The 22,904-nt window shown below is 70.8% G+C and carries 20 protein-coding genes; 8 read left to right on the plus strand and 12 right to left on the minus strand.

All coding sequences use genetic code 11. From position 1 onward, the window contains the following. Positions 1-41: 41 nt before the first annotated feature. Complete coding sequence (locus AB0J80_RS12525; protein WP_364704032.1) at positions 42-296, plus strand: hypothetical protein; 255 nt, start codon at positions 42-44, stop codon at positions 294-296. A gap of 234 nt (positions 297-530) precedes the next feature. Here AB0J80_RS12525 and AB0J80_RS12530 read toward each other — a convergent pair whose 3' ends face one another. Continuing rightward, positions 531-971, minus strand: a complete 441-nt coding sequence (locus tag AB0J80_RS12530; RefSeq protein ID WP_364704035.1) for a MarR family winged helix-turn-helix transcriptional regulator — start codon at positions 969-971, stop codon at positions 531-533. A gap of 76 nt (positions 972-1,047) precedes the next feature. On the opposite strand from AB0J80_RS12530, the gene AB0J80_RS12535 reads away from it, so the two are divergent. The 3 genes from AB0J80_RS12535 to AB0J80_RS12545 all read left to right on the plus strand — a co-directional run bounded on the left by AB0J80_RS12535 (position 1,048) and on the right by AB0J80_RS12545 (position 3,239). Further along, on the plus strand, positions 1,048-1,419 hold the full coding sequence (locus tag AB0J80_RS12535; protein ID WP_364704038.1) for a VOC family protein: 372 nt from the start codon (positions 1,048-1,050) through the stop codon (positions 1,417-1,419). A 16-nt stretch (positions 1,420-1,435) separates the two neighbouring features. Then, positions 1,436-2,290 carry a hypothetical protein gene (locus tag AB0J80_RS12540; protein ID WP_364704040.1) on the plus strand — a complete coding sequence of 285 codons (855 nt, stop codon included), beginning with the start codon at positions 1,436-1,438 and terminating at the stop codon, positions 2,288-2,290. Between the two features lie 97 nt (positions 2,291-2,387). Beyond that, on the plus strand, positions 2,388-3,239 hold the full coding sequence (locus AB0J80_RS12545; RefSeq protein ID WP_364704043.1) for an MBL fold metallo-hydrolase: 852 nt from the start codon (positions 2,388-2,390) through the stop codon (positions 3,237-3,239). A gap of 41 nt (positions 3,240-3,280) precedes the next feature. Here AB0J80_RS12545 and mdh read toward each other — a convergent pair whose 3' ends face one another. The 8 genes from mdh to AB0J80_RS12585 all read right to left on the minus strand — a co-directional run bounded on the left by mdh (position 3,281) and on the right by AB0J80_RS12585 (position 12,642). Next, on the minus strand, positions 3,281-4,231 hold the full coding sequence (gene mdh / locus AB0J80_RS12550; RefSeq protein ID WP_364704045.1) for a malate dehydrogenase: 951 nt from the start codon (positions 4,229-4,231) through the stop codon (positions 3,281-3,283). A gap of 116 nt (positions 4,232-4,347) precedes the next feature. Further along, on the minus strand, positions 4,348-4,947 hold the full coding sequence (locus AB0J80_RS12555; RefSeq protein ID WP_364704048.1) for a pentapeptide repeat-containing protein: 600 nt from the start codon (positions 4,945-4,947) through the stop codon (positions 4,348-4,350). 1 nt (position 4,948) lies between these two features. Beyond that, complete coding sequence (purH, locus tag AB0J80_RS12560) at positions 4,949-6,505, minus strand: bifunctional phosphoribosylaminoimidazolecarboxamide formyltransferase/IMP cyclohydrolase (protein WP_364704050.1); 1,557 nt, start codon at positions 6,503-6,505, stop codon at positions 4,949-4,951. After that, on the minus strand, positions 6,502-7,119 hold the full coding sequence (purN, locus tag AB0J80_RS12565; RefSeq protein ID WP_364704053.1) for a phosphoribosylglycinamide formyltransferase: 618 nt from the start codon (positions 7,117-7,119) through the stop codon (positions 6,502-6,504). The genes purH and purN overlap by 4 nt, the downstream gene beginning before the upstream one ends. 140 nt (positions 7,120-7,259) lie before the next feature. After that, complete coding sequence (locus tag AB0J80_RS12570; RefSeq protein ID WP_364704056.1) at positions 7,260-8,669, minus strand: DUF6350 family protein; 1,410 nt, start codon at positions 8,667-8,669, stop codon at positions 7,260-7,262. A 449-nt stretch (positions 8,670-9,118) separates the two neighbouring features. Beyond that, positions 9,119-10,000 (minus strand): succinate--CoA ligase subunit alpha, encoded by an 882-nt coding sequence (gene sucD / locus AB0J80_RS12575; protein WP_364704059.1) that lies wholly within the window; start codon positions 9,998-10,000, stop codon positions 9,119-9,121. A gap of 4 nt (positions 10,001-10,004) precedes the next feature. Next, the gene (gene sucC / locus AB0J80_RS12580) at positions 10,005-11,183 is read right to left on the minus strand and encodes an ADP-forming succinate--CoA ligase subunit beta (protein ID WP_364704061.1); all 1,179 of its coding nucleotides are present in this window, start codon (positions 11,181-11,183) and stop codon (positions 10,005-10,007) included. 1,054 nt (positions 11,184-12,237) lie between these two features. Further along, on the minus strand, positions 12,238-12,642 hold the full coding sequence (locus AB0J80_RS12585) for a cobalamin B12-binding domain-containing protein (protein WP_364704064.1): 405 nt from the start codon (positions 12,640-12,642) through the stop codon (positions 12,238-12,240). Between the two features lie 410 nt (positions 12,643-13,052). Here AB0J80_RS12585 and AB0J80_RS12590 point away from each other — a divergent pair, with 410 nt between their 5' ends. Further along, positions 13,053-13,784, plus strand: coding sequence for a M23 family metallopeptidase (locus AB0J80_RS12590; protein WP_364704066.1), 732 nt, complete (start codon positions 13,053-13,055; stop codon positions 13,782-13,784). Between the two features lie 407 nt (positions 13,785-14,191). Further along, entirely contained in the window at positions 14,192-15,028 is an 837-nt protein-coding gene (locus tag AB0J80_RS12595; RefSeq protein ID WP_364704068.1) for a M23 family metallopeptidase, read from the plus strand. A gap of 22 nt (positions 15,029-15,050) precedes the next feature. On the opposite strand, the gene pcrA is transcribed toward AB0J80_RS12595, so the two are convergent. Next, positions 15,051-17,471, minus strand: a complete 2,421-nt coding sequence (gene pcrA, locus AB0J80_RS12600) for a DNA helicase PcrA (protein ID WP_364704070.1) — start codon at positions 17,469-17,471, stop codon at positions 15,051-15,053. A 227-nt stretch (positions 17,472-17,698) separates the two neighbouring features. Here pcrA and AB0J80_RS12605 point away from each other — a divergent pair, with 227 nt between their 5' ends. Next, the gene (locus AB0J80_RS12605; protein ID WP_364704073.1) at positions 17,699-19,522 is read left to right on the plus strand and encodes a bifunctional metallophosphatase/5'-nucleotidase; all 1,824 of its coding nucleotides are present in this window, start codon (positions 17,699-17,701) and stop codon (positions 19,520-19,522) included. Between the two features lie 500 nt (positions 19,523-20,022). After that, the gene (locus AB0J80_RS12610) at positions 20,023-20,355 is read left to right on the plus strand and encodes a chorismate mutase (RefSeq protein WP_364704075.1); all 333 of its coding nucleotides are present in this window, start codon (positions 20,023-20,025) and stop codon (positions 20,353-20,355) included. A 495-nt stretch (positions 20,356-20,850) separates the two neighbouring features. Here the strand turns inward: AB0J80_RS12610 and AB0J80_RS12615 are convergent, their stop codons facing one another. Together AB0J80_RS12615 and AB0J80_RS12620 are read right to left on the minus strand one after the other, a co-directional pair. Beyond that, a complete protein-coding gene (locus AB0J80_RS12615; protein ID WP_364704078.1) occupies positions 20,851-21,873 on the minus strand; it encodes a dipeptide ABC transporter ATP-binding protein in 1,023 nt (340 codons plus the stop codon). Then, positions 21,866-22,903 (minus strand): ABC transporter ATP-binding protein, encoded by a 1,038-nt coding sequence (locus AB0J80_RS12620; RefSeq protein WP_364704081.1) that lies wholly within the window; start codon positions 22,901-22,903, stop codon positions 21,866-21,868. Before AB0J80_RS12620 ends, AB0J80_RS12615 begins: the two co-directional genes overlap by 8 nt. Between the last annotated feature and the right edge of the window lies 1 nt (position 22,904).

Below are 22,904 nucleotides of genomic sequence, written 5' to 3' on the forward strand. Positions count from 1 at the left end.
GCCGGGCCCGGCCTGGCGCGAGGGTTCTACGCTTTCCCCCGATGGCCCGCACCGAGCACCGTGACGAACGTCCCAACCCGCCCCGGACCAGAGTGATCCTGATCGCGGCGGCCATGGCGGCGTTGCTGCTCGCTGTCACCATGAACAGCCTCTGGCTGGTGGCCGCGGCGGTCGTGCCGGTCGCGGCCTACGTGCTGCGCGAGCAGTCGCCGCAGCTCGCCGCCAGGTCGACTGCCGCGATCCTCGCCGCTGCCCTCAGTCTGATCCTGCTCGGGCTCGGCGTCGCCCACTCCTGATTTCTCGCCTGCTTGACGCTGCGCCCGGCGACTGTCGCACCCGCCGAGGAGGCGCACAGCCCGGGTGATACCCGCGCCGCTTCTCGCCCGCCCAACCCTGCGCGCCGCTTCTCGCCCGCCCAACCCTGCACCCAGGGACTGTCGCACCCGCCGAGGAAGCGCACAGCCCGGGTGATACCGCGGCCCCCGAAGACGCGCCGCGCCCGCGCGAGGTCGCGCCACGCGAGGATGCGCTCAAGCGGCGGCTCCGCCCTCGTCGAGCGCCGCCGTGCACATGGCGAGATCGGCCAGCAGACGTTCCTGCCCGTCGGCGGACAGCCCCGCGACCATCCGCCGTTCGATGGCTGCGACGATCCCGCTGGCCTCGGCGAGGATGTCGCGCCCCGCGTCGGTGAGCCGGGTCGGCAAGGCGCGGCCCTGAGGGGCAGCCGCGGCCCGGGCCAGCAGCCCACGCTCCTCCAACCCGAGCAGGACGGCATGCATGGACTGCCGGGTGACGAACGCCCCTCGCGCCAACTCGGCCGACGACATCCCCGGCCGCCGCCCGAGCAGTTCCAGGCACGCGTACTGCGGCACCGAAAGCCCCAGCGGGCGCAGACCCGCGTCCATCGCCGCGCGCAGCGCCGCGGCGGCCTTCTTCAATGCGTATCCCACCGACAGGTCCAGATCACCCACGCCTTGCACCATGTCAGCATCCTGACATACTCTCTTGCATGTCAGGACCCTGACATTCCAGAGAGGGAAAGCCGACATGCCGGTCACCGGACCCGACTTCATCGCCGTACAGGTGCGCGACCTCGACACCGCCGCCGACTTCTACGAGACTCGCCTCGGCCTCCGCCGCGCCCCGGTCAGCCCGCCGCACGCGATCGTCTTCGCCACCTCCCCCATCGCCTTCGCCGTGCGCGAACCGCTGCCCGGCGTGGACCTCGACGCCGTCACCCCGCAGCCCGGCGCCGGCATCGCACTGTGGCTGCACGCGGACGACGCTCAGGCGCTGCACGACGACCTCGCCGCCGCCGGTGTGCCGATCGTCGCCGCGCCCGTCGACGGCCCCTTCGGGCGTACCTTCACCCTCCGCGACCCCGACGGCTACGCCATCACCATCCATGACCAGGCGTGACGCGAAGGACAGGGCCATGCAGGAGCACGTGACCGCACGCGAGGTGGCCGGCCCGTGGTCGCTGGCCACCAGCCGCCACTTCTGGGAAGGCTTCCCCCCGGCCGCCCTGCGCGACCAGACCGCCGCTGCGACACTGCGGACCACCTTCCTGGCAGAACACGACTGGAGACCCGCGACAGCGACGGTCCGGCAGGACGATCGCACGGCACACATCACCGTCACCGGTACGGGAGATCTCGACGTCGCCGCCGCCCAGGTCGCCCGGTTCCTCTCCCTCGACGTCGACGCGCGGGGATGGCCGGGCGTCGGCGAGCGCGACCCGATCATCCGCGCGGCACAGCAGGCCCTGCCCGGTCTGCGGCCGTGCGGCTTCCACTCCCCGTACGAGGCCGCCGCCTGGGCCGTGCTGTCCCAACGCCTGCGTATCCCCTTGGCAGCCCGGCTCCGCGCCGACCTCATCGAACGGCACGGTGACGCCGGAGCGTTCCCGGCGCCCGCCCGGCTGCGCGGGCTCGACCTCGACCTTCCCGGCCGGAAGACCGAATACCTGCATGCCGTCGCCGACGCCGCACTCGACGGACTGCTCGACGGCACCCGCCTGCGCGCCCTGGACTCACAGGCAGCCGTCGCCGAGGTGCTTCAGGTCAAGGGACTGGGGCCGTTCGCCGCCGAGCTCGTCGTCCTGCGCGGAGCCAACCATCCCGATGGGCTGCCACGACACGAGACCCGTCTCGCCGCCCAGATCTCCGGCAGGTACGGGGCCGACGCCACCCTCGAGGCGGTGTCTCCGGCCTGGCGTCCGTACCGCACGTGGGCGGCCGTCCACCTGCGCGCACTCGGCGATTCTCCTGCTCGTTCTCGCATGGCTTGATTGTCCTGAGTCGGCCGGCCGGGACCGGGCCGCCTGTGGACAACCATGCATTGTGGATAACGGCCGCCGCCCTCCCGGCGTCGATAAGGTCCCCTCCATGACCGCTGCCACCGCCCGGATCGGGCCCTTGACCGTCATGGCACTCGACGATGCCGAAGGCCCGCACTTCGATCTACGCGAGCATTTGATCCCGGATGCGACCCCGGAGGACTGGGCCGCCGCCGACGCGATGGACCCCGGCTCGCTCGCTCCGGACGGCCGGTGGTGGCTGCGTTTCCGCAGCTTCGCCATCCGGCGGGGTGACAGCGGTCCGGTGACGTTCGTCGACGCGGGCATCGGACCGGCCGGATCGCTGGCGGCGGACTGGACTCCGGTGCCGGGACGGCTACCCGATGCGCTCGCCGGCGCGGGGATCGATGCGAAGGACGTGACAGCCATCGTCCTGACCCACCTGCACACCGATCACATCGGCTGGGCGGTGCCAAGTGACTCGCCTTTCCACAACGCACGGGTGATCGTGCAGAAGGCGGACGTCGACGCCTACGTCGCTGCCGCCGCGGCGGCGACCCTCAACGCGGCCGAGGAGGAGGACCCCTTTCCGCGGCAGAACGAAGTGCTGCTGACACCGTTACGGCAGCAGGGCCGGCTCCAGGTCATCGAAGGCGACGTCCGTTTGTCGCCCGAGGTGAACATCATCGCGACGCCGGGCCACACGCCCGGACACCAGTCGGTGATGGTGGAGTCGGGCGACGAGTCGCTGCTGGTGACGGGTGATCTTCTCGTGCACGCCGTCCAGCTGGTGCGGCCCGAGCTCGCCTACGTCTTCGACCTGGATGCTGAGATGGCCCGGCGGTCACGGTTGAGCGCGTTGGAGCGCGCGGCCTCGCGTGGCACCGTGCTGGGTGTGTCGCATCTGGGGACGGCGTGGAGCCGTACGGAAAAAGGATGAAGGCCGGGACCGAAACGGCCCGGCCTTCATCGAGGGGTCGATCAGAGGTCGGCGACGTCCGCCTGCTTGGCACGCACCGCCTCGGCGGCCTCCTTGAGACCGGCGAGCTCCGAGTCGGTCAGGTCGGTCTCGACGACCCGCTTGACGCCGCCGGCGCCGATCTCGGCCTCGACGCCCAGGTAGACGCCCGAGATGCCGTACTCGCCGTCGACCCAGGCGCAGACCGGCATGACCGCGCCGGAGTCCTCGGCGACCGCCTTCGCCATGCGGGCCGCAGCGGCCGACGGCGCGTAGTACGCCGAGCCGGTCTTGAGCAGAGCCACGACCTCGGCACCACCGTTGCGGGTCCGGGTGACGAGCTCCTCGACCTTGTCGGCAGGCAGCAGCTCGGTGAGCGGCTTGCCGTTGACCGTGGACTTCGAGGGCACCGGCACCATCGTGTCGCCGTGCGAGCCGAGCGTCAGGGTCTTCACGCTCGCGACCGGGACCTTGAGCTCCTCGGCGACGAAGTTCGTGAAGCGCGCGGAGTCGAGCATGCCCGCCTGGCCGAGGACCCGGTTCTTCGGGAACTGGGTGGCGATCTGGGCGAGCGCGGTCATCTCGTCGAGCGGGTTCGAGACGACGATGACGACGGCGTTCGGGGCGTACTTCGCGACGTTCTCGGCGACCTGACGGACGATCTTGGCGTTGACGCCGAGCAGGTCCATCCGGCTCATGCCGGGCTTGCGGGGCAGGCCGGCGGTGATCACGACGACGTCCGAGCCCTCGATCGCCTCGTAGCCCTCGCCGTTCGGGCCGGTGGTGGCGCCCACGACCTTGGTCTCGAAGCCCTCGACCGGGCGCGACTGGTTCAGGTCGAGCGCGAGCCCCTCGGGCTTGCCCTCGATGATGTCGGTGAGCACCACGGTCTCGAAGATGTCGTACTCGGCCAGACGCTGTGCGGTCGTGGACCCGTAGAAACCGGCGCCAACGACGGTGACCTTCTTGCCCATGCTCTCACTCCCAGTCCGCGGGACGGTTTTTCCGGACCGTATCAGTCGGTTGACGCCGCGATACCGGGCAGGGCCTCACCGCGCGAGGTAGGCCACTCGAGGGAGATCACCGCCGGTCAGCCGATGATCGCCCCGTACGCACGGGCGAAGTGTCCCGCCTGGGCAATGTCGATCTTCGCTCCCCTGACGTCCACCTCGCGCAACGCGACCCCGTCCAGATCGGCACCCCGCAGATCGGCGCCCTTCAATACCGCATCCTTCAGCCGGGCGTTCGACAGGTCGGCGGCCCGGAGATCCACCCGGGTCAGGTCGGCCCCCTCGAGATCCGCCTCGCGCAGGCGCAGGCCACCCAGCTTCGCCGCGGTCAGGTTCTGGCCGCGCAGCGACACGAAGCTCCAGTCCCCGCCGTCGATGGTCAGCGGGCGCAGTCCACAGTCGAGGAACTGCGTGCCGGTCAGCTTGCAGTCGGTCAGCGTCGCGTCGAAGAAGTTGCATCTGCGCAGCGTCGACTGGATGATCGCGCAGCTGGTCAGCTCGGCCGCGTTGAAGCGGACGTTGCCGAACTCGCAGTGGGCGAACGTGCAGCCGCTCAGCCGCGCCTCCGACCAGTCGACGTCGTGGAACGCGCAGTCCTGGTACACCGCGCGTTCCACCTCGGCGAGCGCCCAGTCCTTGCCGGAGAAGGTCTGGTTGCGGACGAGCTCGGGCTCCTGCACGTCAGTGGTAGAAGTGCCGCGTGCCGGTCAGGTAGACGGTGAGGCCGGCTTTCGCCGCCGCCTCGATCACGAGGTTGTCGCGGATGGATCCGCCGGGCTGCACGACGGCCTTCACCCCGGCCGCGATCAGCACCTCGAGCCCGTCCGGGAACGGGAAGAACGCATCCGACGCGGCCACGCTGCCCTTGGCCCGGTCGGCGCCGGCGCGGTTCACCGCGAGGTGCGCCGAGTCCACGCGGTTCACCTGTCCCATGCCGACGCCGACCGTGGCGCCGTCGTGGGCGAGCAGGATCGCGTTGCTCTTCACCGAGCGGATGGCCCGCCAGGCGAAGGCCAGGTCGCGCAGGTCCTCCGGCGACGCCGCCTCGCCGGTCGCCAGGGTCCAGGTGGCCGGATCGTCGCCCTCGGCGTCGATGCGGTCGGCCGTCTGCACCAGCACACCGCCACCGATCTGCTTGATCTCCGCCGGCGGGGGGTTCCAGGCCGGGGCGACCAGTACGCGCAGGTTCTTCTTCTCCTGGAAGACCGCCAGCGCGTCGGGGGCGAACGACGGCGCGACGATGACCTCGGTGAAGATGCCGTCGAGCTGCTTCGCCAGCTCCAGGGTCACTTCCCGGTTGACCGCGATCACACCGCCGAACGCCGACACCGGGTCACAGGCGTGTGCCTTGCGGTGCGCGTCGGCGACGTCCGCGCCGATCGCGATGCCGCACGGGTTGGCGTGCTTGATGATCGCGACGCAGGGCTCGGTGAAGTCGTTCGCGCTGCGCCAGGCGGCGTCCGCGTCGACGTAGTTGTTGTACGACATCTCCTTGCCGTGCAACTGCTGCGCCTGCGCGAGCCCGGCGGGCGCGTTCGGGTCCACGTAGAGGGCCGCCTGCTGGTGCGGGTTCTCGCCGTACCGCAGCGCGTTGTCACGCTTGAGGGCGAGACCGGCGAACTCCGGCCACTCCGCCGGCGCAAGCGTGGTCGCGCACCAGTTGGCGACGGCGACGTCGTACTCGGCGATGTCCGCGAAAGCGCGAGCCGCGAGCAGCTTGCGCTGCGTCAGCGTGAAACCGCCGTCGCGCAGGGCGTCCAGAACCAACGGGTACGCCGCCACGGCCGTCACCACCGCGACCGACGGGTGGTTCTTCGCCGCCGCCCGCACCATGGCCGGGCCGCCGATGTCGATCTGCTCGACGCACTCGTCCACGCTCGCGCCCGAGGCCACCGTCTGGGTGAACGGGTACAGGTTGCTCACCAGCAGGTCGAACGGCTGCACCTCGAGCTCGGCGAGCTGCTGCTCGTGGGCCGGCAGGCGCAGGTCGGCGAGCAGTCCGGCGTGCACTCGCGGGTGCAGCGTCTTCACCCGGCCGTCGAGGCATTCCGGGAAGCCCGTCAGCTCCTCCACCCGGGTCACCGGCACCCCGGCGTTCTCCACGGTCGACGCGGTGGAGCCGGTGGACACAATCTGCACCCCGGCCGCGTGCAGGGCCTGGGCCAGCTCGACGAGGCCCGTCTTGTCGTAGACGCTGAGCAGCGCCCGCTTGATCGGGCGTCGGCCATCGGCGCTCATGGAATGGTGACCTTCCTGTCCGTGATGGTCCAGCCGTCGCGGACCAGCCTGCCGACGTACTCGACGAGCTGCCGGCGCTCGGCTTCCTTGATCCGCTCGGTCAGCGTCTCCTCCGTGTCGTCGTCGAGCACGGGCACGCTGACCTGGGCGATGATGGGTCCGGTGTCGACTCCGGCGTCGACGAAGAAGAGGGTCGCGCCGGCGATCTTCACCCCGTACGCCAGGGCGTCGCGCGGGCCGTGAATGCCCGGGAACGCCGGCAGCAGCGCGTTGTGGGTGTTGACGTAGCGGTCGCCGAACGCGGCGAGGAACTGCTTGCCGACGAGCTTGAGGAAGCCGGCCGAGATGACCAGGTCCGGCTTGTGCTCGGCGACGTGCGCGGCGAGGGCGGCGTCCCAGTCGTCCCGGGTCGGGTAGGCCTTGACGGAGTCCACGAACGTGGGAACTCCCGCCGCGACGGCACGGTCGAGGCCGGCGATGCCGTCCCGGTCCGCACCGACGGCGACGACCTTCGCGCCGTACGCGGGATCCGCGGTGGCGTCGAGGAGGGCCTGCAGGTTGCTGCCGGAGCCGGAGACGAGGACGACCAGGCGGGCGGGCGCGGGGTCTGTCACGCGAGCACCCTATCGCCGCGCCGGCCCGCGACAGCAAACGGGCCCGTTCGTGGCCGGGCAAGCGGCCAGGCAAGCGGACAAGAAGGCGGCTTGGGAGGCGGACAGGGAAAGTGGCCAGCGGAACTGCGAGCGGAAACGCCCTACCTGTGCACCGGCGCGCGGAACGCCCGCCCCGCCGCCGCTCCGATACAGCAGGACACGCCGACGACCACCGTCGCGATCAGCCCTACGTGCCACGGCACCGGGCCGATCTCCGCCATCCGCCCGTCTCCGAGCGGCCCACCGGACAGCCACGAGAGGACACCCAGCACCAGGCCCGCCACCGGCCCGGCGAGCAGCGCCGAACCGAGTACCAGCGACCAGGCCGGCTCGGCCGGCGCCGGATCCCCGGGACGCAGCGGGTGCCGGTTGTCCCGGAGGTGGCCGTCGACGACGTGGTGCACACCCATCAGCCGCCGCGTCAGCAGCCAGCCCGCGGCCATGGCGGCCAGCACCGGCACCGCGAGCAGCGCCGCGCCGCTGGCGCCCATCGGGCCGTTGGGCAGACCCGCCAGCAGCGGCAGGGTCGGCAGGGGGCCCACGGTGAGCTCGGTCAGGCGTACGGCGGAGTCGGTGCCCAGCAGGAAACCCGGCCCCAGCAGGTAGGCGGCCGCCCAGACGGCGCCGTTCGCCCCGTACGCGAGGCTGATCAGGGTGATGCCCGCCTGGCCCGCGACCCCGGTCCGGTAGGCGCCGATCATGTCCGCGGCCTGACCGCCGCCGACCGCAACAGACAGGCCCGCGAACGCGGCGCCGGCGACGAGGATCAGCAGGGCCGCCACGACCCCGGTCCGCAGACCGTGCCGGGCCGGCTGGGGGATGCGCCGGGCGACCACGACCAGGGCGTCGGTGCTGCGCAGCGAGCCGATCAGGGAGAACGTCAGCCCGGCGAGGAAGAGATGCACCGCGGCCCGCCCGGGCGAGACGTCGGTGCCACGGCCGTCGACGACGAGGGCGGCCAGCAGGCCCAGCGTGCCGTACGCGACCCCGATCGTGACCGCCACCAGCACGGCGGCCCGGGGCGACCCGCTGCGCCGAGCCCCGATGGCGCGGGTGACGTGCAGGCCGGCCCGGTTGAGCCGCCAGCCGACCAGCAGCGTGAGCAGCAGCGGCGCCAGCCCCAGCGGGCCGATCGAGGTGCCGATGGGTACGCCGTGCCCGAGCAGCCACCCGGCGAGCCCCGCATGCGCCGCTCCGCCGAGCCCGCCCTGACCCTCGAGCGTGCGAGCCAGCCCGATGACCGCGGCGACGGGTACGTACGAGAGCAGCGCAGCCCACAGGGTGGCGAACGCGGCGGCCACCGGCAGCGGCGCCCGTCCGCGGGACTCGGCGGGACGGCGCTGGCCGGGAAGCTTGACGGTCGGGTGCTTGCCGGTGTCCACCCGCACGGTGGAATGGTTGCGCGGGTCGACCGTGACGGTCGGCCGGTCCTGCTCCCGCTCCGCCGGCTCGGCCGCGGCCCCGGAACGCGAGCCGGTCGGCCCGACCCGGACGGTCGTGTGGCCGGGCACCGCCGGTCGCACTCCGGCCGGAGCCAGGTCCCGGATGACATCGAGCTCATCGCCCGGAAGCCCCGCCGAAGAGCCCGGCGAACGGGCCGGCAAAGAGCCCGGCGGAGATCCCGACGAGCTGCCCGGCCGAGACACCGGCGAAGAACCCGGTGAAGGCGCCGGCGAAGAGCCCGGCGATCGGCCGAGCGCGCCGCGAGCAGCGTCGTCGACGGCCTCGGAGTCCTCGAACGGGTCCTCCGAGCCGGCGGGTCGACCGTCGGGACGGTCGGGAGTGATCGGCATCGCCGACTACTTTTCCACGCCGGACGGCCTGCGGCGACGCAGAAACGACGACTCGCCGGGCCGGGCGTCGACCGCGGCCGAAAAGACCACAGTCCCAACAGCCGCGAACGCGCCGCCGTACGGGCCCGGAAGGTCCGTGCGGCGGCGCGTCTGTGGCCGTACCAAAGTCAGCTCATGACCTCGCGCATGAGCCGCGCGGTCTCGCTCGGGGTCTTGCCGACCTTGACGCCCGCGGCCTCGAGGGCCTCCTTCTTCGCGTCCGCCGTGCCCGCCGAGCCCGAGATGATCGCGCCCGCGTGACCCATGGTCTTGCCGGGCGGGGCGGTGAAGCCCGCGATGTAGCCGACGACCGGCTTGGTCACGTTGGCCTTGATGAAGTCGGCCGCGCGCTCCTCGGCGTCGCCGCCGATCTCGCCGATCATGACGATGGCGTCGGTCTCCGGGTCCTCCTGGAACGCCTTGAGGGCGTCGATGTGGGTGGTGCCGATGACCGGGTCACCGCCGATGCCCACGCAGGTGGAGAAGCCGAAGTCGCGCAGCTCGTACATGAGCTGGTACGTCAGCGTGCCGCTCTTGGAGACCAGGCCGATGCGGCCGGCCGGGGTGATGTCGGCCGGGATGATGCCGGCGTTCGACGCGCCCGGGGAGGCGATGCCGGGGCAGTTCGGGCCGATGATGCGGGTCTTCTCGCCCTGCGCGATGTTGTGCGCCCAGAACGCGGCCGAGTCCTGCACCGGTACGCCCTCGGTGATGACCACGGCGAGCGGGATCTCGGCGTCGATCGCCTCGAGCACGGCGGCCTTGGTGAACGCCGGCGGCACGAAGATGACCGACACGTCGGCGCCGGTCTCCTTCATGGCCTCGCCCACGGAGGCGAAGACCGGAAGCGCGGTGCCGTCGAAGTCCACGGTCGTGCCGGCCTTGCGCGGGTTCACGCCGCCGACCACGTTCGTGCCCGCGGCCAGCATGCGGCGGGTGTGCTTCGAACCCTCCGAGCCGGTCATGCCCTGGACGATGACCTTGGAGTCCTTGGTGAGCCAGATAGCCATGTCGTCACTTCCCCGCAGCCGCGAGCTCGGCGGCGCGCTCGGCCGCACCGTCCATCGTGTCCACCCGCTCGACGAGCGGGTTGTTCGCCGAGTCCAGGATCGCCCGGCCGGCGTCGGCGTTGTTGCCGTCGAGGCGGACCACGAGCGGCTTGGTGACGGCCTCGCCACGCTCACCGAGCAGGGCGAGCGCTTGGATGATGCCGTTGGCTACCTCGTCACACGCCGTGATGCCGCCGAAGACGTTCACGAAGACGGACTTCACCGACGGGTCACCGAGCACGATCTCGAGGCCGTTCGCCATGACCTGCGCGCTGGCGCCGCCACCGATGTCGAGGAAGTTCGCCGGCTTGACGCCGCCGTGGCCCTCGCCCGCGTACGCGACCACGTCGAGCGTCGACATGACCAGGCCCGCGCCGTTGCCGATGATGCCGACCTCGCCGTCGAGCTTCACGTAGTTGAGGTTCTTGGCCTTGGCGGCCTGCTCCAGCGGGTCGACCGCGGACTGGTCCACCAGCGCCTCGTGGTCGGGGTGCCGGAAGCCGGCGTTCTCGTCCAGGGTGATCTTCGCGTCCAGCAGCAGCACCCGGCCGTCGCCGACCTTGGCGAGCGGGTTGACCTCGACCAGCGTGGCGTCCTCGGCCACGAAGGCCTGCCACAGCTTCTGCGCGATGTCGACGATCTGCTCGGACACCTCCGCCGGGAACTGCGCCGCGGCGACGATCTCGCGGGCCTTGGCCTCGGTGACACCCTCGTTCGCGTCGATCGCGATCTTGGCGACCTTGTCCGGCTGTTCCTCGGCGACCGTCTCGATCTCCATGCCGCCGGCGACACTGGCGATGCAGAGGAAGGTGCGGTTGGCCCGGTCCAGCAGGTAGGAGAAGTAGTACTCCTCCTTGATGTCCGCGGTCTCGGCCAGCATCACCTTCTGCACGGTGTGGCCCTTGATGTCCATGCCCAGGATGTCGGTCGCCCGGGCCTCGGCCTCGTCCGCACCGTCGGCCAGCTTGACGCCACCGGCCTTGCCGCGGCCGCCCACCTTGACCTGCGCCTTGACGACGACCTTGCCACCGAGGCGCTCAGCGATCGCCCGCGCCTCCTGCGGGGTCTCGGCGACGCCGCCGCCCAGCACGGGCAGCCCGTGCCGTTCGAACAGGTCGCGCCCCTGATACTCGAACAGGTCCACGTGTCTCCTTTCGCTCGCGACGCTTGCCCCGGCAAGCCGCGTACCTGCGTCCCGACCTGTGTGCGCGGCGCGTCGTTGCGTCGCCGCCAGCGTGAGGAAAATGTCGGCCCCGATGGTGCGCGAGGGCCTCGTTTCGCAGCCTAGCCACCCGGAGAGCGGCTGCGCCCTCGCGGGGGCGGGGTGTGCGGTCTTCCACAGCGTTTCTTTTTCATACAGCTATGCGGAGGGTTCTTCGAGGAGCTACGCGGACGCCCTTTTCAACTACGCAGGACGGCGTGAGACAACCGCAACACCGCGCTGGACCGCCTCCGGCGGCTACCGCACCCCGGGCCGTAGCCACTCCAGGCCGTCCGCCCCTTCCGGCCCATCGCCCCCTCCACCAAGAGCAACACGACACGCCGCAGCCGCACCCGGCCCCGAGCCGCGACCAGCTGACTCAGCTTTCTCGGCCGCGACGGGAGTCCCGGCCGGAATGACCCCGATCCCGCCTTCAGCGCCCCTGCCGCCGACCTCCGCTCCGGGCTTCCGCGCCGCCACCCTCGCCCTCCGGTGAACCCGCCCGCGCCCTGCAGCGACCTCACCCGGGACACGCGGCGACCTCGCCCCGGGGCGAGCAACGATCCCACCGCGGCGACCCGCCACCTCGCCCGACGAGCGGCGACCCCACCCTCGCGGGCTGTGGCGATCTTCCTTGGGGATGCCGCGATCTTGGCTGGCTGGGGCGCTTGGCGGGCGGGCCGGGTCCTGGCCGGCGGCGGGCGACGGCCGGGAGTGGTCACGGCCTGGGCGCGGTAGCCGCCGGAGGCGGGGTCGGGCGGTGTTGCTCCTGTCGACCCGTGTCCGCGTACTTGAAAAAAGACCCTGAAAAACACCCCGTAACCCACCCCCCTAGGCGTCGTTGAGTGTGGTGTCGGAGCGCTGAGCGACGACGAAAGCGGCCGATGCCCTGTCGGTCGAGGGGTGGCGGCGGGGCATCGTGCATGAGGGGCCGGACGTGTGAGGGGTGCGTCCGGCCTCTCCCCTTAACTCTTCGCAGTTATTCGGTGATTATCCGTCAGGAAACCGGCGTCGCGACATTGGCGCGTACCCATTCGATGATGGATGCGGTCGTCGCGCCCGGAGTGAAAATGTGGGCGACGCCGATCTTCTCGAGTTCCGCGATGTCGTCGGCCGGAATGATGCCGCCGCCGAATACGACGATGTCGGCTGCGTCACGTTCGGCGAGCAGTTCCAGCACCCGGCGGAAGAGCGTCATGTGGGCGCCGGAGAGTACGGAGAGGCCGATCGCGTCGGCGTCCTCCTGGATGGCCGTCTCCACGATCTGCTCGGGCGTCTGGTGCAGCCCGGTGTAGACGACCTCCATGCCGGCGTCACGCAGGGCCCTGGCCACCACCTTGGCACCCCGGTCGTGCCCGTCGAGACCCGGCTTGGCCACGACGACCCTGATCCGTGCTTCCATCTGCGACCCCTTCGGCGCGTCGAGTCGAACCTTAACGAACGGTAACCCGGCGGCGTTGAACCCTGGTAGCCACCGCCCCGTACTACCGGCCGGCGCCGCAACCCTCCGGCCATCCAGTGCAAGCACCGCTAAGCGTATTCCCCGTCACATGACTTTGTGTTTCACTCCTCGTTACGGAGAGCCAACCGTGCCGCTCCTCCGAAAAGATGACCAACTCGGACAATCGCTACCCAATACCTAGAGGGAACTGTCAGGGAATTGGCGCTGCGACTTGTGACCGGCGTTGCGTTTCGTTACCGTGGCTCCCGGCTGTCAACCGGTTAACCCCGGCCCAGCGGCCCGGCAAACCACCGTTCAGCAAGAGTTTCCCCCGGTGGCTGCCGCTCTTTGCCACCGACGGAGGGTTGTTCGTGCGTCAGCGCTTGTCGTCTGAGCCCGACCGCTATCGCGGCCGTCGCCGCGTGCCTACCCCTCCGAGGAGCCGTTACGCCGCGGTCGTCACCTCCGCCTTCGTCGGCGCCGGGGTCATGGCCATCGGAGCCGCCTCGCAGCTGCCCGACGCCAAGGCCGTCAGCCCCAACGTCCTGAAGAACCTCCAAGAGGCCGCAGTCGCCCAGGACGCCCTCGCGGACCGCTCGACCGACAACGACCGCGCCTCCCGCGGCGAGAAGCGCGGCACAGCTCCCAAGATCAGCGAAGAGGAAGCCGCCGCCGAGGCCTGGCTCCTGCCGCTCTCGGACTACGAGTTCACCTCCCCGTTTGGTGTCCGCTTCGGCGAGCTCCACGCCGGCATCGACCTCGCGGCCCCGGAAGGCACCCCCTACAAGGCCATCCACGCGGGCACGGTCACCTCGGCCGGATACCAGGGCGGCTACGGCTACGCGATCATCATCAAGCACGACGACGGCACCGAGATGATCTACGCCCACTCCCGGCGCCTGCTGGTCCAGGACGGCGACCGCGTACAGGCGGGACAGGTCATCGGCGAGGTCGGCAACACCGGCCACTCGTACGGGACCCACCTGCACATCGGCGTCTACGTGAACGGCTCCCCCACCGACCCGATCGTCTTCCTGCGGGCGCACGGGGTCGACATCAAGCTGAAGATCGAGTCGGTGTACGGAGCCCTCGCGGCCTCCTGACCGGGCCCGGACCTGCAGCAACAGCTCACATAGCGGCCGCTCATACAGCCGCCGCAGGGTTCCCGCCCGCTTCTCGGCGGCTTCTTCCCGGACAGCCGTCCTCCACGGCCCGGCTTGAGCCGCGGCCTTCTCTCCCTTCACGCCGGCTGCATCACTCCCCGCGGCTCCTCCCCTCCCACGAAGTCGCCCTTTCAGGCGCCGGCGCTGACCCTTCCAAGGCGCCCTTCCCCGTCACGGTCCGTCCCCCGCACGTGACCGCCACCACCCCGTTCGACGCCGCTGGGGGCCCTTCGCAACCCGGCGGCAACCGCGGCGGTTGCACCTCGGCGGACGGGCTCAATGTCTCCAGGGCCATGCCGACAGGCAGGTGTCGGACGCAAAGCCGGAGCCTGGAGGATCAACCCACCGTGCAGCATCGAGCCCCTCGGAACACGCCCGGCCGGCACCGCAGGACCGAGCCGCTGCACAGCCACCGCGCCCCGCGTGAGCCGATCACCGAAAAGGGCCGCTACGCCGTGGCCGCCGCCCTGGTGGCCGGCGTCGGCGTGACCGGCGTCACCACCGCGGGCGGCGGCACTTCCGCGGCCGGTGCGGTCGGCACCTCCCGTACCCACGCGGCCTCGCAGCCCTTCCCGGCCTCACCTTCCCCGGCCGGCGCCTCGTCGAACACCACAACATCCGACGCGACCACCACAACGTCGTCCGACGCGACCGCGATCCCCGCCGCGGCCGCCGCGCCCGTACAGGTCAAGGGCGACGCCGCGGCGGCGGACCTGGCCAACACCGCCTCGCCGTTCGCCGCGCAGCGCCTCAAGGCCAAGCCGATGCCGCTGTGGGTGAACCCCATGCCCGAGGGCGCCGTCACCTCCTGCATGGGTCCCCGCTGGGGTCGCCTGCACGCGGGCGTCGACCTCGCCGCAGCATCGGGTACGCCGATCCGCGCGGCCGGCAAGGGCGTCGTCGTGGCGGCGGGCCCGGCCGAGGGCTACGGCAACGCGGTCCTGATCGACCACGGGAACGGGTACCTCACCCACTACGGGCACATGTCGGTGATCACCGCGAAGCTCGGTCAGCACGTGGAGGCCGGCGACCAGATCGGCGAGGAGGGCTCGACGGGCCACTCCACCGGTCCGCACCTGCACTTCGAGGTGCACAAGGGCTCGTACCACAACCCCATCGAGCCGACCCAGTGGATGCACGAGCACGGCGTCGACATCCAGGGCTGCGTGACCTTCAAGGACTGATGCCGCCGGAGCCTCGCACCGCCTAGATCTTCTCGATCGGGGCGTGCCGGAGCACCAGCCACATCACCTGATCGCCGAAGTCGATCTGGGCGCGGGCTCCCGGGCCCTGCCCCTCCACCGTGACCACCCGTCCCAGCCCGTACCGCTGGTGGTTGACGCGGTCGCCGGCCGCCACCTTCGGCGGCTGCTTCATCTCGCTGGCCGTGGTGAGCTTGCTCGCGTCCACGCCGAGCCGTTCCGCCAGGCGCTGAGCCTTGGGGGTGCCGCCGGCGAAGCCGCCTCCGCGTCCGTAGTCGCGGCCGTAGTCGCCGCCTCGGCCGCCCACGCCGCCGCCCGTGCCGGACCAGGACGTGTACGAGCCGGCCGTCCGCTCCCAACGCACCAGCTCCGACGGCAGCTCGTCGGTGAAGCGCGACGGCGGGTTGTACTGCGGCTGGCCCCACGCGGAGCGCGTCACCGCCCGGGACAGGTAGAGCCGCTGGCGGGCGCGGGTGATCCCCACGTACGCGAGGCGCCGCTCCTCCTCGAGCTCCGTGTTGTCGCCGAGGGCTCGCATGTGGGGGAACACGCCGTCCTCCAGGCCGGTCAGGAAGACGACCGGGAACTCGAGGCCCTTCGCGGTGTGCAGCGTCATGAGGGTGACCACGCCCTGGTGTTCGGGGTCGTCGCTGGGCACCTGGTCGGCGTCGGCGACCAGGGCGACCTGCTCGAGGAAGCCGGCAAGGGTCGCGGCCTGGGTGTCGTCCTCCTCCGCCTGCGCCTCGACGCGTTCGGTGTACTCGCGGGCGACGCTGACCAGCTCCTGGAGGTTCTCGACGCGGCCCTGGTCCTGCGGGTCGAGGCTCTCCTCCAACTCGGACAGCAGGCCGGACCGCTGCAGGACCGACTCCAGCACCTCCTCGGGCGGCGCGGTGCGGGAGAGCTCGCGCAGGTCGTCGAGGAGCTGCACGAAGTCGGCGATGCTGTTGGCGGCTCGCGTGGAGATGCCCGGGGCGTCCTTGGCGTGCCGCAGCGCCTGCCCGAACGAGATCCGGTCGCGTGTGGACAGTGCCTCGACGCAGGCCTCCGCGCGGTCGCCGATGCCTCGCTTCGGCGTGTTGAGCACGCGGCGAATGCTCACCGTGTCGTCGTCGTTGACCACGGCGCGCAGGTAGGCCAGCGCGTCGCGGACCTCCTTGCGCTCGTAGAAGCGGACGCCGCCGACGACCTTGTAGGGCAGGCCGACGCGGATGAAGACCTCTTCGAAAACCCGGGACTGCGCATTCGTACGGTAGAAGACGGCGACGTCCCCAGGGCGCACCTCGTGGTTGTCGCACAGCCGGTCGATCTCGCGGGCGACCCAGTCGGCCTCGGCGTGCTCGGTGTCGGCCACGTAGCCGACGATCTGCTCGCCGGCGCCCTGGTCGCTCCAGAGCCGCTTCGGCTTGCGGCTGGTGTTGCGGTCGATGACGGCGTTGGCCGCGGACAGGATCGTCTGGGTCGAGCGGTAGTTCTGCTCGAGCAGGATGGTGCGCGCGTCGGGGTAGTCGCGCTCGAACTCGAGGATGTTGCGGATCGTCGCGCCGCGGAAGGCGTAGATGGACTGATCGGCGTCGCCGACCACGCACAGCTCGCCCGGTGGCAGCTCCCCGCCGGAGGGTCCGACGAGCTCCTTGACCAGCATGTACTGCGCGTGGTTGGTGTCCTGGTACTCGTCGACGAGCACGTGCCGGAAGCGGCGCCGGTAGACCTCCGCGACGTGCGGGTGCGACTGGAACAGGTGGACCGTCGCCATGATGATGTCGTCGAAGTCGAGCGCGTGCGCCTCCAGCAGGCGGCGCTGATAGAGCTCGTACGCCTCCGCGACCGCCCGCTCGTTGGGGCCCTTCGCCTTGTCCTTGAACTCCGCGGGGTCGACCAGCTCGTTCTTCAGGTTCGACACCTGGGCGGCGAGGCCACGCGCGGTGTAGCGCTTCGGGTCGAGGTCGAGCTCGCGGGCGACGAGCTGCATCAGCCGGCGCGAGTCGTCGGCGTCGTAGATCGAGAACGTGCTCTTGAGCCCGGCGTGCTCGTGCTCGGCCCGCAGGATCCGGACGCAGGCGGAGTGGAACGTCGAGACCCACATCAACCGGGCGCGGTTGCCGACGATCGCGGCGACCCGCTCCTTCATCTCCCCCGCCGCCTTGTTGGTGAAGGTGATGGCGATGATCTGCCCGGGATGCACGTCACGCTCGGCGAGCAGGTATGCGATCCGGTGGGTCAGCACCCGCGTCTTGCCGGAGCCGGCTCCGGCGACGATGAGCAACGGTGAGCCGGCGTGGGTGACCGCGTCCCGCTGCGGCCCGTTCAGGCCGGTGAGCAGGGTCTCCGGATCGAGGCGCCGTGGCGCCGGCCGCCGGGGCGCCTCCTGCTGGACCGGAGGCACGGCGAACAGAGGCTGGGAGTTTTCTGGGAGGGCTCGCATCGCGCGGACAAGTCTATGCCGGGGGTCCGACAATCTTCTGCGGGCTCGGCGCGGGGCTGTGGATAACCCCGGCAATCCGCCTCCGAACGGTCGGGCGCAACCAAGCTGTCATCCACAAGTGGTAGCGCTGACCAGCGTCGATACACCAGGCTGTCGGGGTTGGTTGCACCGTTACCCGAATCGGGAGACCGAATACTATGGACCACCCCCGCCGTCGCGGTCGGGCCGTGCTGCGTCATCTCGCCGCACCCGCCCTCGCACTGGCCGTCGTCGCCACCCTGCCGATGACACGCTCCGAGCAAGCGCAAGCCACCCCGCAGTACCAGCCCGGCATGGCCCCGGCCGGCGTCAGTTACGGACTGCCGCACGGGCAGGTCGTCAAGGGTCAGTTCCTCAGTTACAACGACTTCCACGGCGCCATCGACCCGCCCGGCGGGTCCGGCGCCGTCGTGAACGGCACGCCCGCGGGCGGTGTCGAATATCTCGCCACGTATCTGCGCAAGCTGCGCTCCGAGGCCGCCGCCGAGGGCCGGCAGACGCTCACCGTCGGCGCCGGCGACCTCATCGGCGCCACCCCGCTGGTCAGCGCCGCCTTCCACGACGAACCGACGATCGAGCTCATGAACGAGGTGGGCCTGCAGGTCTCCTCGGTCGGCAACCACGAGTTCGACGAGGGCGTCGACGAGCTCCTGCGCATGGACCGCGGCGGCTGCCACCCGGTCGACGGGTGCCAGGACGGCGACGGGTTCAAGGGTGCGAAGTTCACCTACCTCGCCGCGAACACGATCAACAAGAAGACCGGCCTGCCGATCCTGCCGCCGATCGACATCAGGTTCGTCAAGGGCCAGCCGGTCGGCTTCGTCGGCCTGACCCTCGAGGGCACCCCGGGCATCGTGAACCCGGCGGGTATCAAGGACGTGCGCTTCGCCAACGAGGTGGAGACCGCGAACAAGTGGGGCAGCCTGCTGAAGCTGTTCGGCATCAAGGCCCAGGTCCTGCTCATCCACCAGGGCGGCCAGCAGAGCGCCTCGGAGCAGGTGCCGGTCCCCGGCGTCGACGACTGCAACAACTTCAGCGGCCCGATCGTCGACATCGTCAAGGGCCTGAACCCCGAGTTCAGCCTGGTCGTCTCCGGCCACACCCACCGGTTCTACTCGTGCACGCTGCCCAACTCGAAGGGCACCTCGGTGGTCACCAGCGCCGGCACCAACGGTCAGCTGATCACCGACATCGACTACACCATCGACCGCCGCACCGGCCGGTTCGCCGAGGTCACGGCGAAGAACGTGGTGGTCGAGAACGGCGTCCCGGACGGCAAGGGCGGCTGGCTCAAGGACGCCGCGGGCGTCTACCTCAAGAACCCCGACACGGTGGACCCCAAGGCCAAGAAGGTCGCTGACAAATACCGTACGGCGGTAGCACCGATCGCCAACCGCGTGGTGGGCACCATCACGGGCGACATCGTGCGTACGGCCGGCGCCAACGGCGAGTCGCCCCTGGGTGACGTCATCGCGGACGCCCAGCTCGCCTGGACGAAGAGCAACAACGCCCAGCTCGCCCTGATGAACCCGGGCGGCATCCGCGCCGACTTCGACGCCGAGGCCTCCGCGGGCGGCGAACCGGACGGCAAGGTCACGTACGGCGAGGCGTTCACCGTCCAGCCGTTCAACAACCTGGTGGTCACCCAGACCCTGACCGGCGCCCAGCTCAAGGAGGTGCTCGAGCAGCAGTTCGTGGGCTTCGGCGGCCAGACCACCCAGCGCATCCTGCAGGTCTCGAACGGCTTCACCTACAGCTGGTCGAGCACCGCCCCGGCGGGTTCCAAGGTGTCTGCGCTGGCCCTCAACGGCACGCCGATCGACCCGGCCGCCACCTACCGGGTAACGACGAACGACTTCCTGGCCAACGGCGGCGACGGCTTCACCAAGCTGACCGCGGGCACGGACCGCACGACGGCCCCCGGCTTCGACGTCGACGCCCTGGTCGGCTACCTGGGCACGGGCACCCCGGTCGCCCCGGGCCCGGCCAACCGCATCACCAAGGCCGACTGAACGACGCCCCCCCGGTCCGGGGCCATCCGCACCAAGGTCGCCCCGGACCACCCCACCCGAGCCCACCGGCCACCGCCGGCACGGGGCGTTCGTTTCCGACCGCCCCGTGCCGGCCGCCCGTTGGCACCCGACCAGGCACCGGAGCCGGGCCCGAGCGTTGGCGGCCAAGCAGGCGCCGGAGCCGGGCCCGAGCGTTGGCGCCCAAGCAGGCGCCGAAGCCCACCGGCCCGTGGTCGCCAGGGCCGGCCGGGCGGGCGGTCGAGGCCCGGTGAGCGGCGTCATCCCACGCTTCGGGCCGTTTCCTTGCGGGGCGGGCCGGGCCGGGGGCATACTCGCTTCGTGATCCAGCGCGTCCGATTTTTTTACTACGGCACCGGAAGTCCGGCGACCGTAGGACGCGTCTGAACGACAGGCCTACACCGAGCCCCGGGCTTCCCAGCCCGGGGCTTGATGCTGCCCGGGCCGGGCCGACCGGGGCGTCAGCACCCGAGGAGCACGACATGAGCGCAGACCTGATCGACCAGCCGGCGAGCGTGGACGCCGACGGCCGGTCCGCGGGCGACCAGCCCACCGGCACCAGCGACCAGCTGGCGGCCGGCGAGATCAAGGCGATCCGCGAACGCATCGACGAGATCGACCAGGCCCTGATCGACCTCTGGCAGGAGCGGTCACGCCTGTCGCAGCAGGTCGGCCGCACCCGCCTGGCCTCCGGCGGCACCCGCCTGGTGCTCTCCCGCGAGCGCGAGATCGTCGAACGCTTCCGCGAGGCCCTCGGCCCCGACGGCACCCAGGTCGCCCTCCTCCTCCTCCGCGCCGGCCGCGGCCCCCTCTGACCAAGCGCTCAACCCGCCGCCAACGGCGGCTGACCCGCCCGAACCAAGCGGCCAACCCGCCGACGACGTGTCCGCGCCACCCCACGGCCCACGGGAACCAGGCAGCCAACCACCGACAACGACGGCTCGGCGCCACCCACGACCCACCCGAACCAAACGGTCAACCCGGTGGCGACGGCGGGTTCAGCCACTTGCACCGGCCTGACTGGGCGCGCCGGGCGCGGTCCGCTCTGGTTCTTCGGGTTGAGCTCAGCCGCTCACGCAGGTGGCAGGGTGCGGGTGGCCGTTCAGGAGCCGCCAGGCGACTGGCCGCCCGGGCCCGGTCTCTGGCGGGAGCGACGTCTCGGACCACGACGGACCCGAGTCACCATGCTCTGGAAGCGAAAGAAACCCGCCACCGGAACCGACCCAAGTAAGCATGCTCTGAAAGCAAAAGGGGCCCGCCCACCGGACGGACCCCTTCGCCCGCCCACCTGGGCGGAACCGCGGTTTCGATCAGACCGTGCCCGCGTCGTGCGTGACCACGATCTCGCGCTGCTCGGCGAAGTGGCAGGCGCTCGGGTGGTCCGTGCCCTGCCTCGTGACCAGTTCCGGCACGTCGGTGGCGCAGATGTCCTGGGCCTTCCAGCAGCGTGTGCGGAACCGGCAGCCGGACGGGGGGTTCGCCGGGCTGGGCACGTCGCCGGTGAGGCGGATGATCTGCTTGGTGTGCCGGACCGTCGGGTCCGGCACCGGCACCGCGGACAGCAGGGCCTGGGTGTACGGGTGGGTCGGCCGCTCGTAGATCTCCTCTTCCGACCCGATCTCCACGATCTTGCCGAGGTACATCACCGCGACCCGGTCGGAGAGGTGGCGGACCACGGACAGGTCGTGCGCGATGAAGATGTACGCCAGGCCGAACTCGCCCTGGAGTCGGTCCAGCAGGTTCATCACCTGGGCCTGGATGGACACGTCCAGGGCGCTGACCGGCTCGTCGCAGACGATGATCTCCGGTCGTAGGGCCAGGGCGCGGGCGATGCCGATGCGCTGGCGCTGGCCGCCCGAGAACTGGTGGGGGTAGCGGTTGATGTGTTCGGGGTTGAGGCCGACCACTTCGAGCAGGTCCTGGACCTTGCGGCGGCGTTCGCCCTTGGGGGCCACCTCCGGGTGGATCTCGAACGGTTCGCCGATCAGGTCGCCGACCGTCATGCGGGGGTCCAGGGAGGTGTACGGGTCCTGCATGACCAGCTGGATCTGCCGGCGCATGCGGCGCAGCGCGGCGCCCTTGAGGCCGGAGAGCTTGTCGCCTCGGTAGGTCACCGAGCCGCTGGTCGGCTTCTCCAGGTTCATCAGGACCCGGGAGAGGGTGGACTTGCCACAGCCGGACTCGCCCACCACGCCGAGGGTCTCGCCGGCCTTGAGGTCGAAGGACACGCCGTCGACGGCCCGGACGTGTCCGATGGTGCGCCGGAAGACGACGCCCTGGGTGACCGGGTAGTACTTCACCAGGTTGTCGACGCTCAGGATGGTCTCAGTCACGGTTCACCAGTTCCTCCGCGAAGTGGCAGGCGCTGGCCCGGGTGGCGCCGATCTTGAGCAACGGGGGCACGTGGGGGATGCAGATGTTGTCCACCCGCATGGGGCACCGCGGGTGGAAGGGGCAGCCGGACGGGATGTTCATGAGGTTCGGCGGCAGGCCCTTGATGGTGCGCAGCTCCTGCCCCTTCTCGTCGAGCCGGGGAATCGACTGCAGCAGGCCGATCGTGTACGGGTGGGCCGGCTTGGCGTACAGCTCGTAGACCGTCGCCTCCTCCACGATCCGGCCGGCGTACATGACCGCGATCCGGTCCGCGACGTCGGCGACGACGCCGAGGTCGTGGGTGATCAGGATCAGGCCCATCTGCCGTTCGCGCTGCAGTTCGCCGAGCAGGTCCATGATCTGCGCCTGCACGGTCACGTCCAGCGCCGTGGTGGGCTCGTCGGCGATCAGCACCTCGGGGTCGAGGGCCAGAGACATCGCGATCATGACGCGCTGCCGCATGCCGCCCGAGAACTGGTGGGGGTACTCGTTGACCCGCTGCTTCGCGTTCGGGATCTTGACCTGGTCCAGCATCTCGGCGGCACGCTTCTTGGCGTCCTTGCGGCTCAGCCCCTTCCGGATGCGGAACTGCTCCGCGATCTGGAAGCCCACGGTGAAGACCGGGTTGAGGGCGGACAGCGCGTCCTGGAACACCATCGCGATGCCGTTGCCGCGGATCCGGCGCCGCTCTTCCGCGTTCATGGCGAGCATGTCCTCGCCGTGGAAGCGGATCTTGCCACCGGTGACGAAGCCGGGTGGCGAGTCGAGGATGCCCATGATGGTCTGAGCGGTGACGCTCTTGCCGGAACCGGACTCGCCGAGCACTGCCAGGGTTTCGCCCGCGTTGACGTGGTAGGTGACTCCGTTGATGACCTTGGCGACACCGTCCCGGGTCCGGAACTCGACGCGCAGGTCCTCGACCTCGAGCAGCCTGCCGGAGGGTTTTCCCGCTCGGGCGTACTGGGGGTCGGTGATGACGACTTCGGACAAG

Origin of the sequence: Actinoplanes sp. NPDC049548 (assembly GCF_040676695.1) — a bacterium.
Lineage (GTDB): Bacteria > Actinomycetota > Actinomycetes > Mycobacteriales > Micromonosporaceae > Actinoplanes.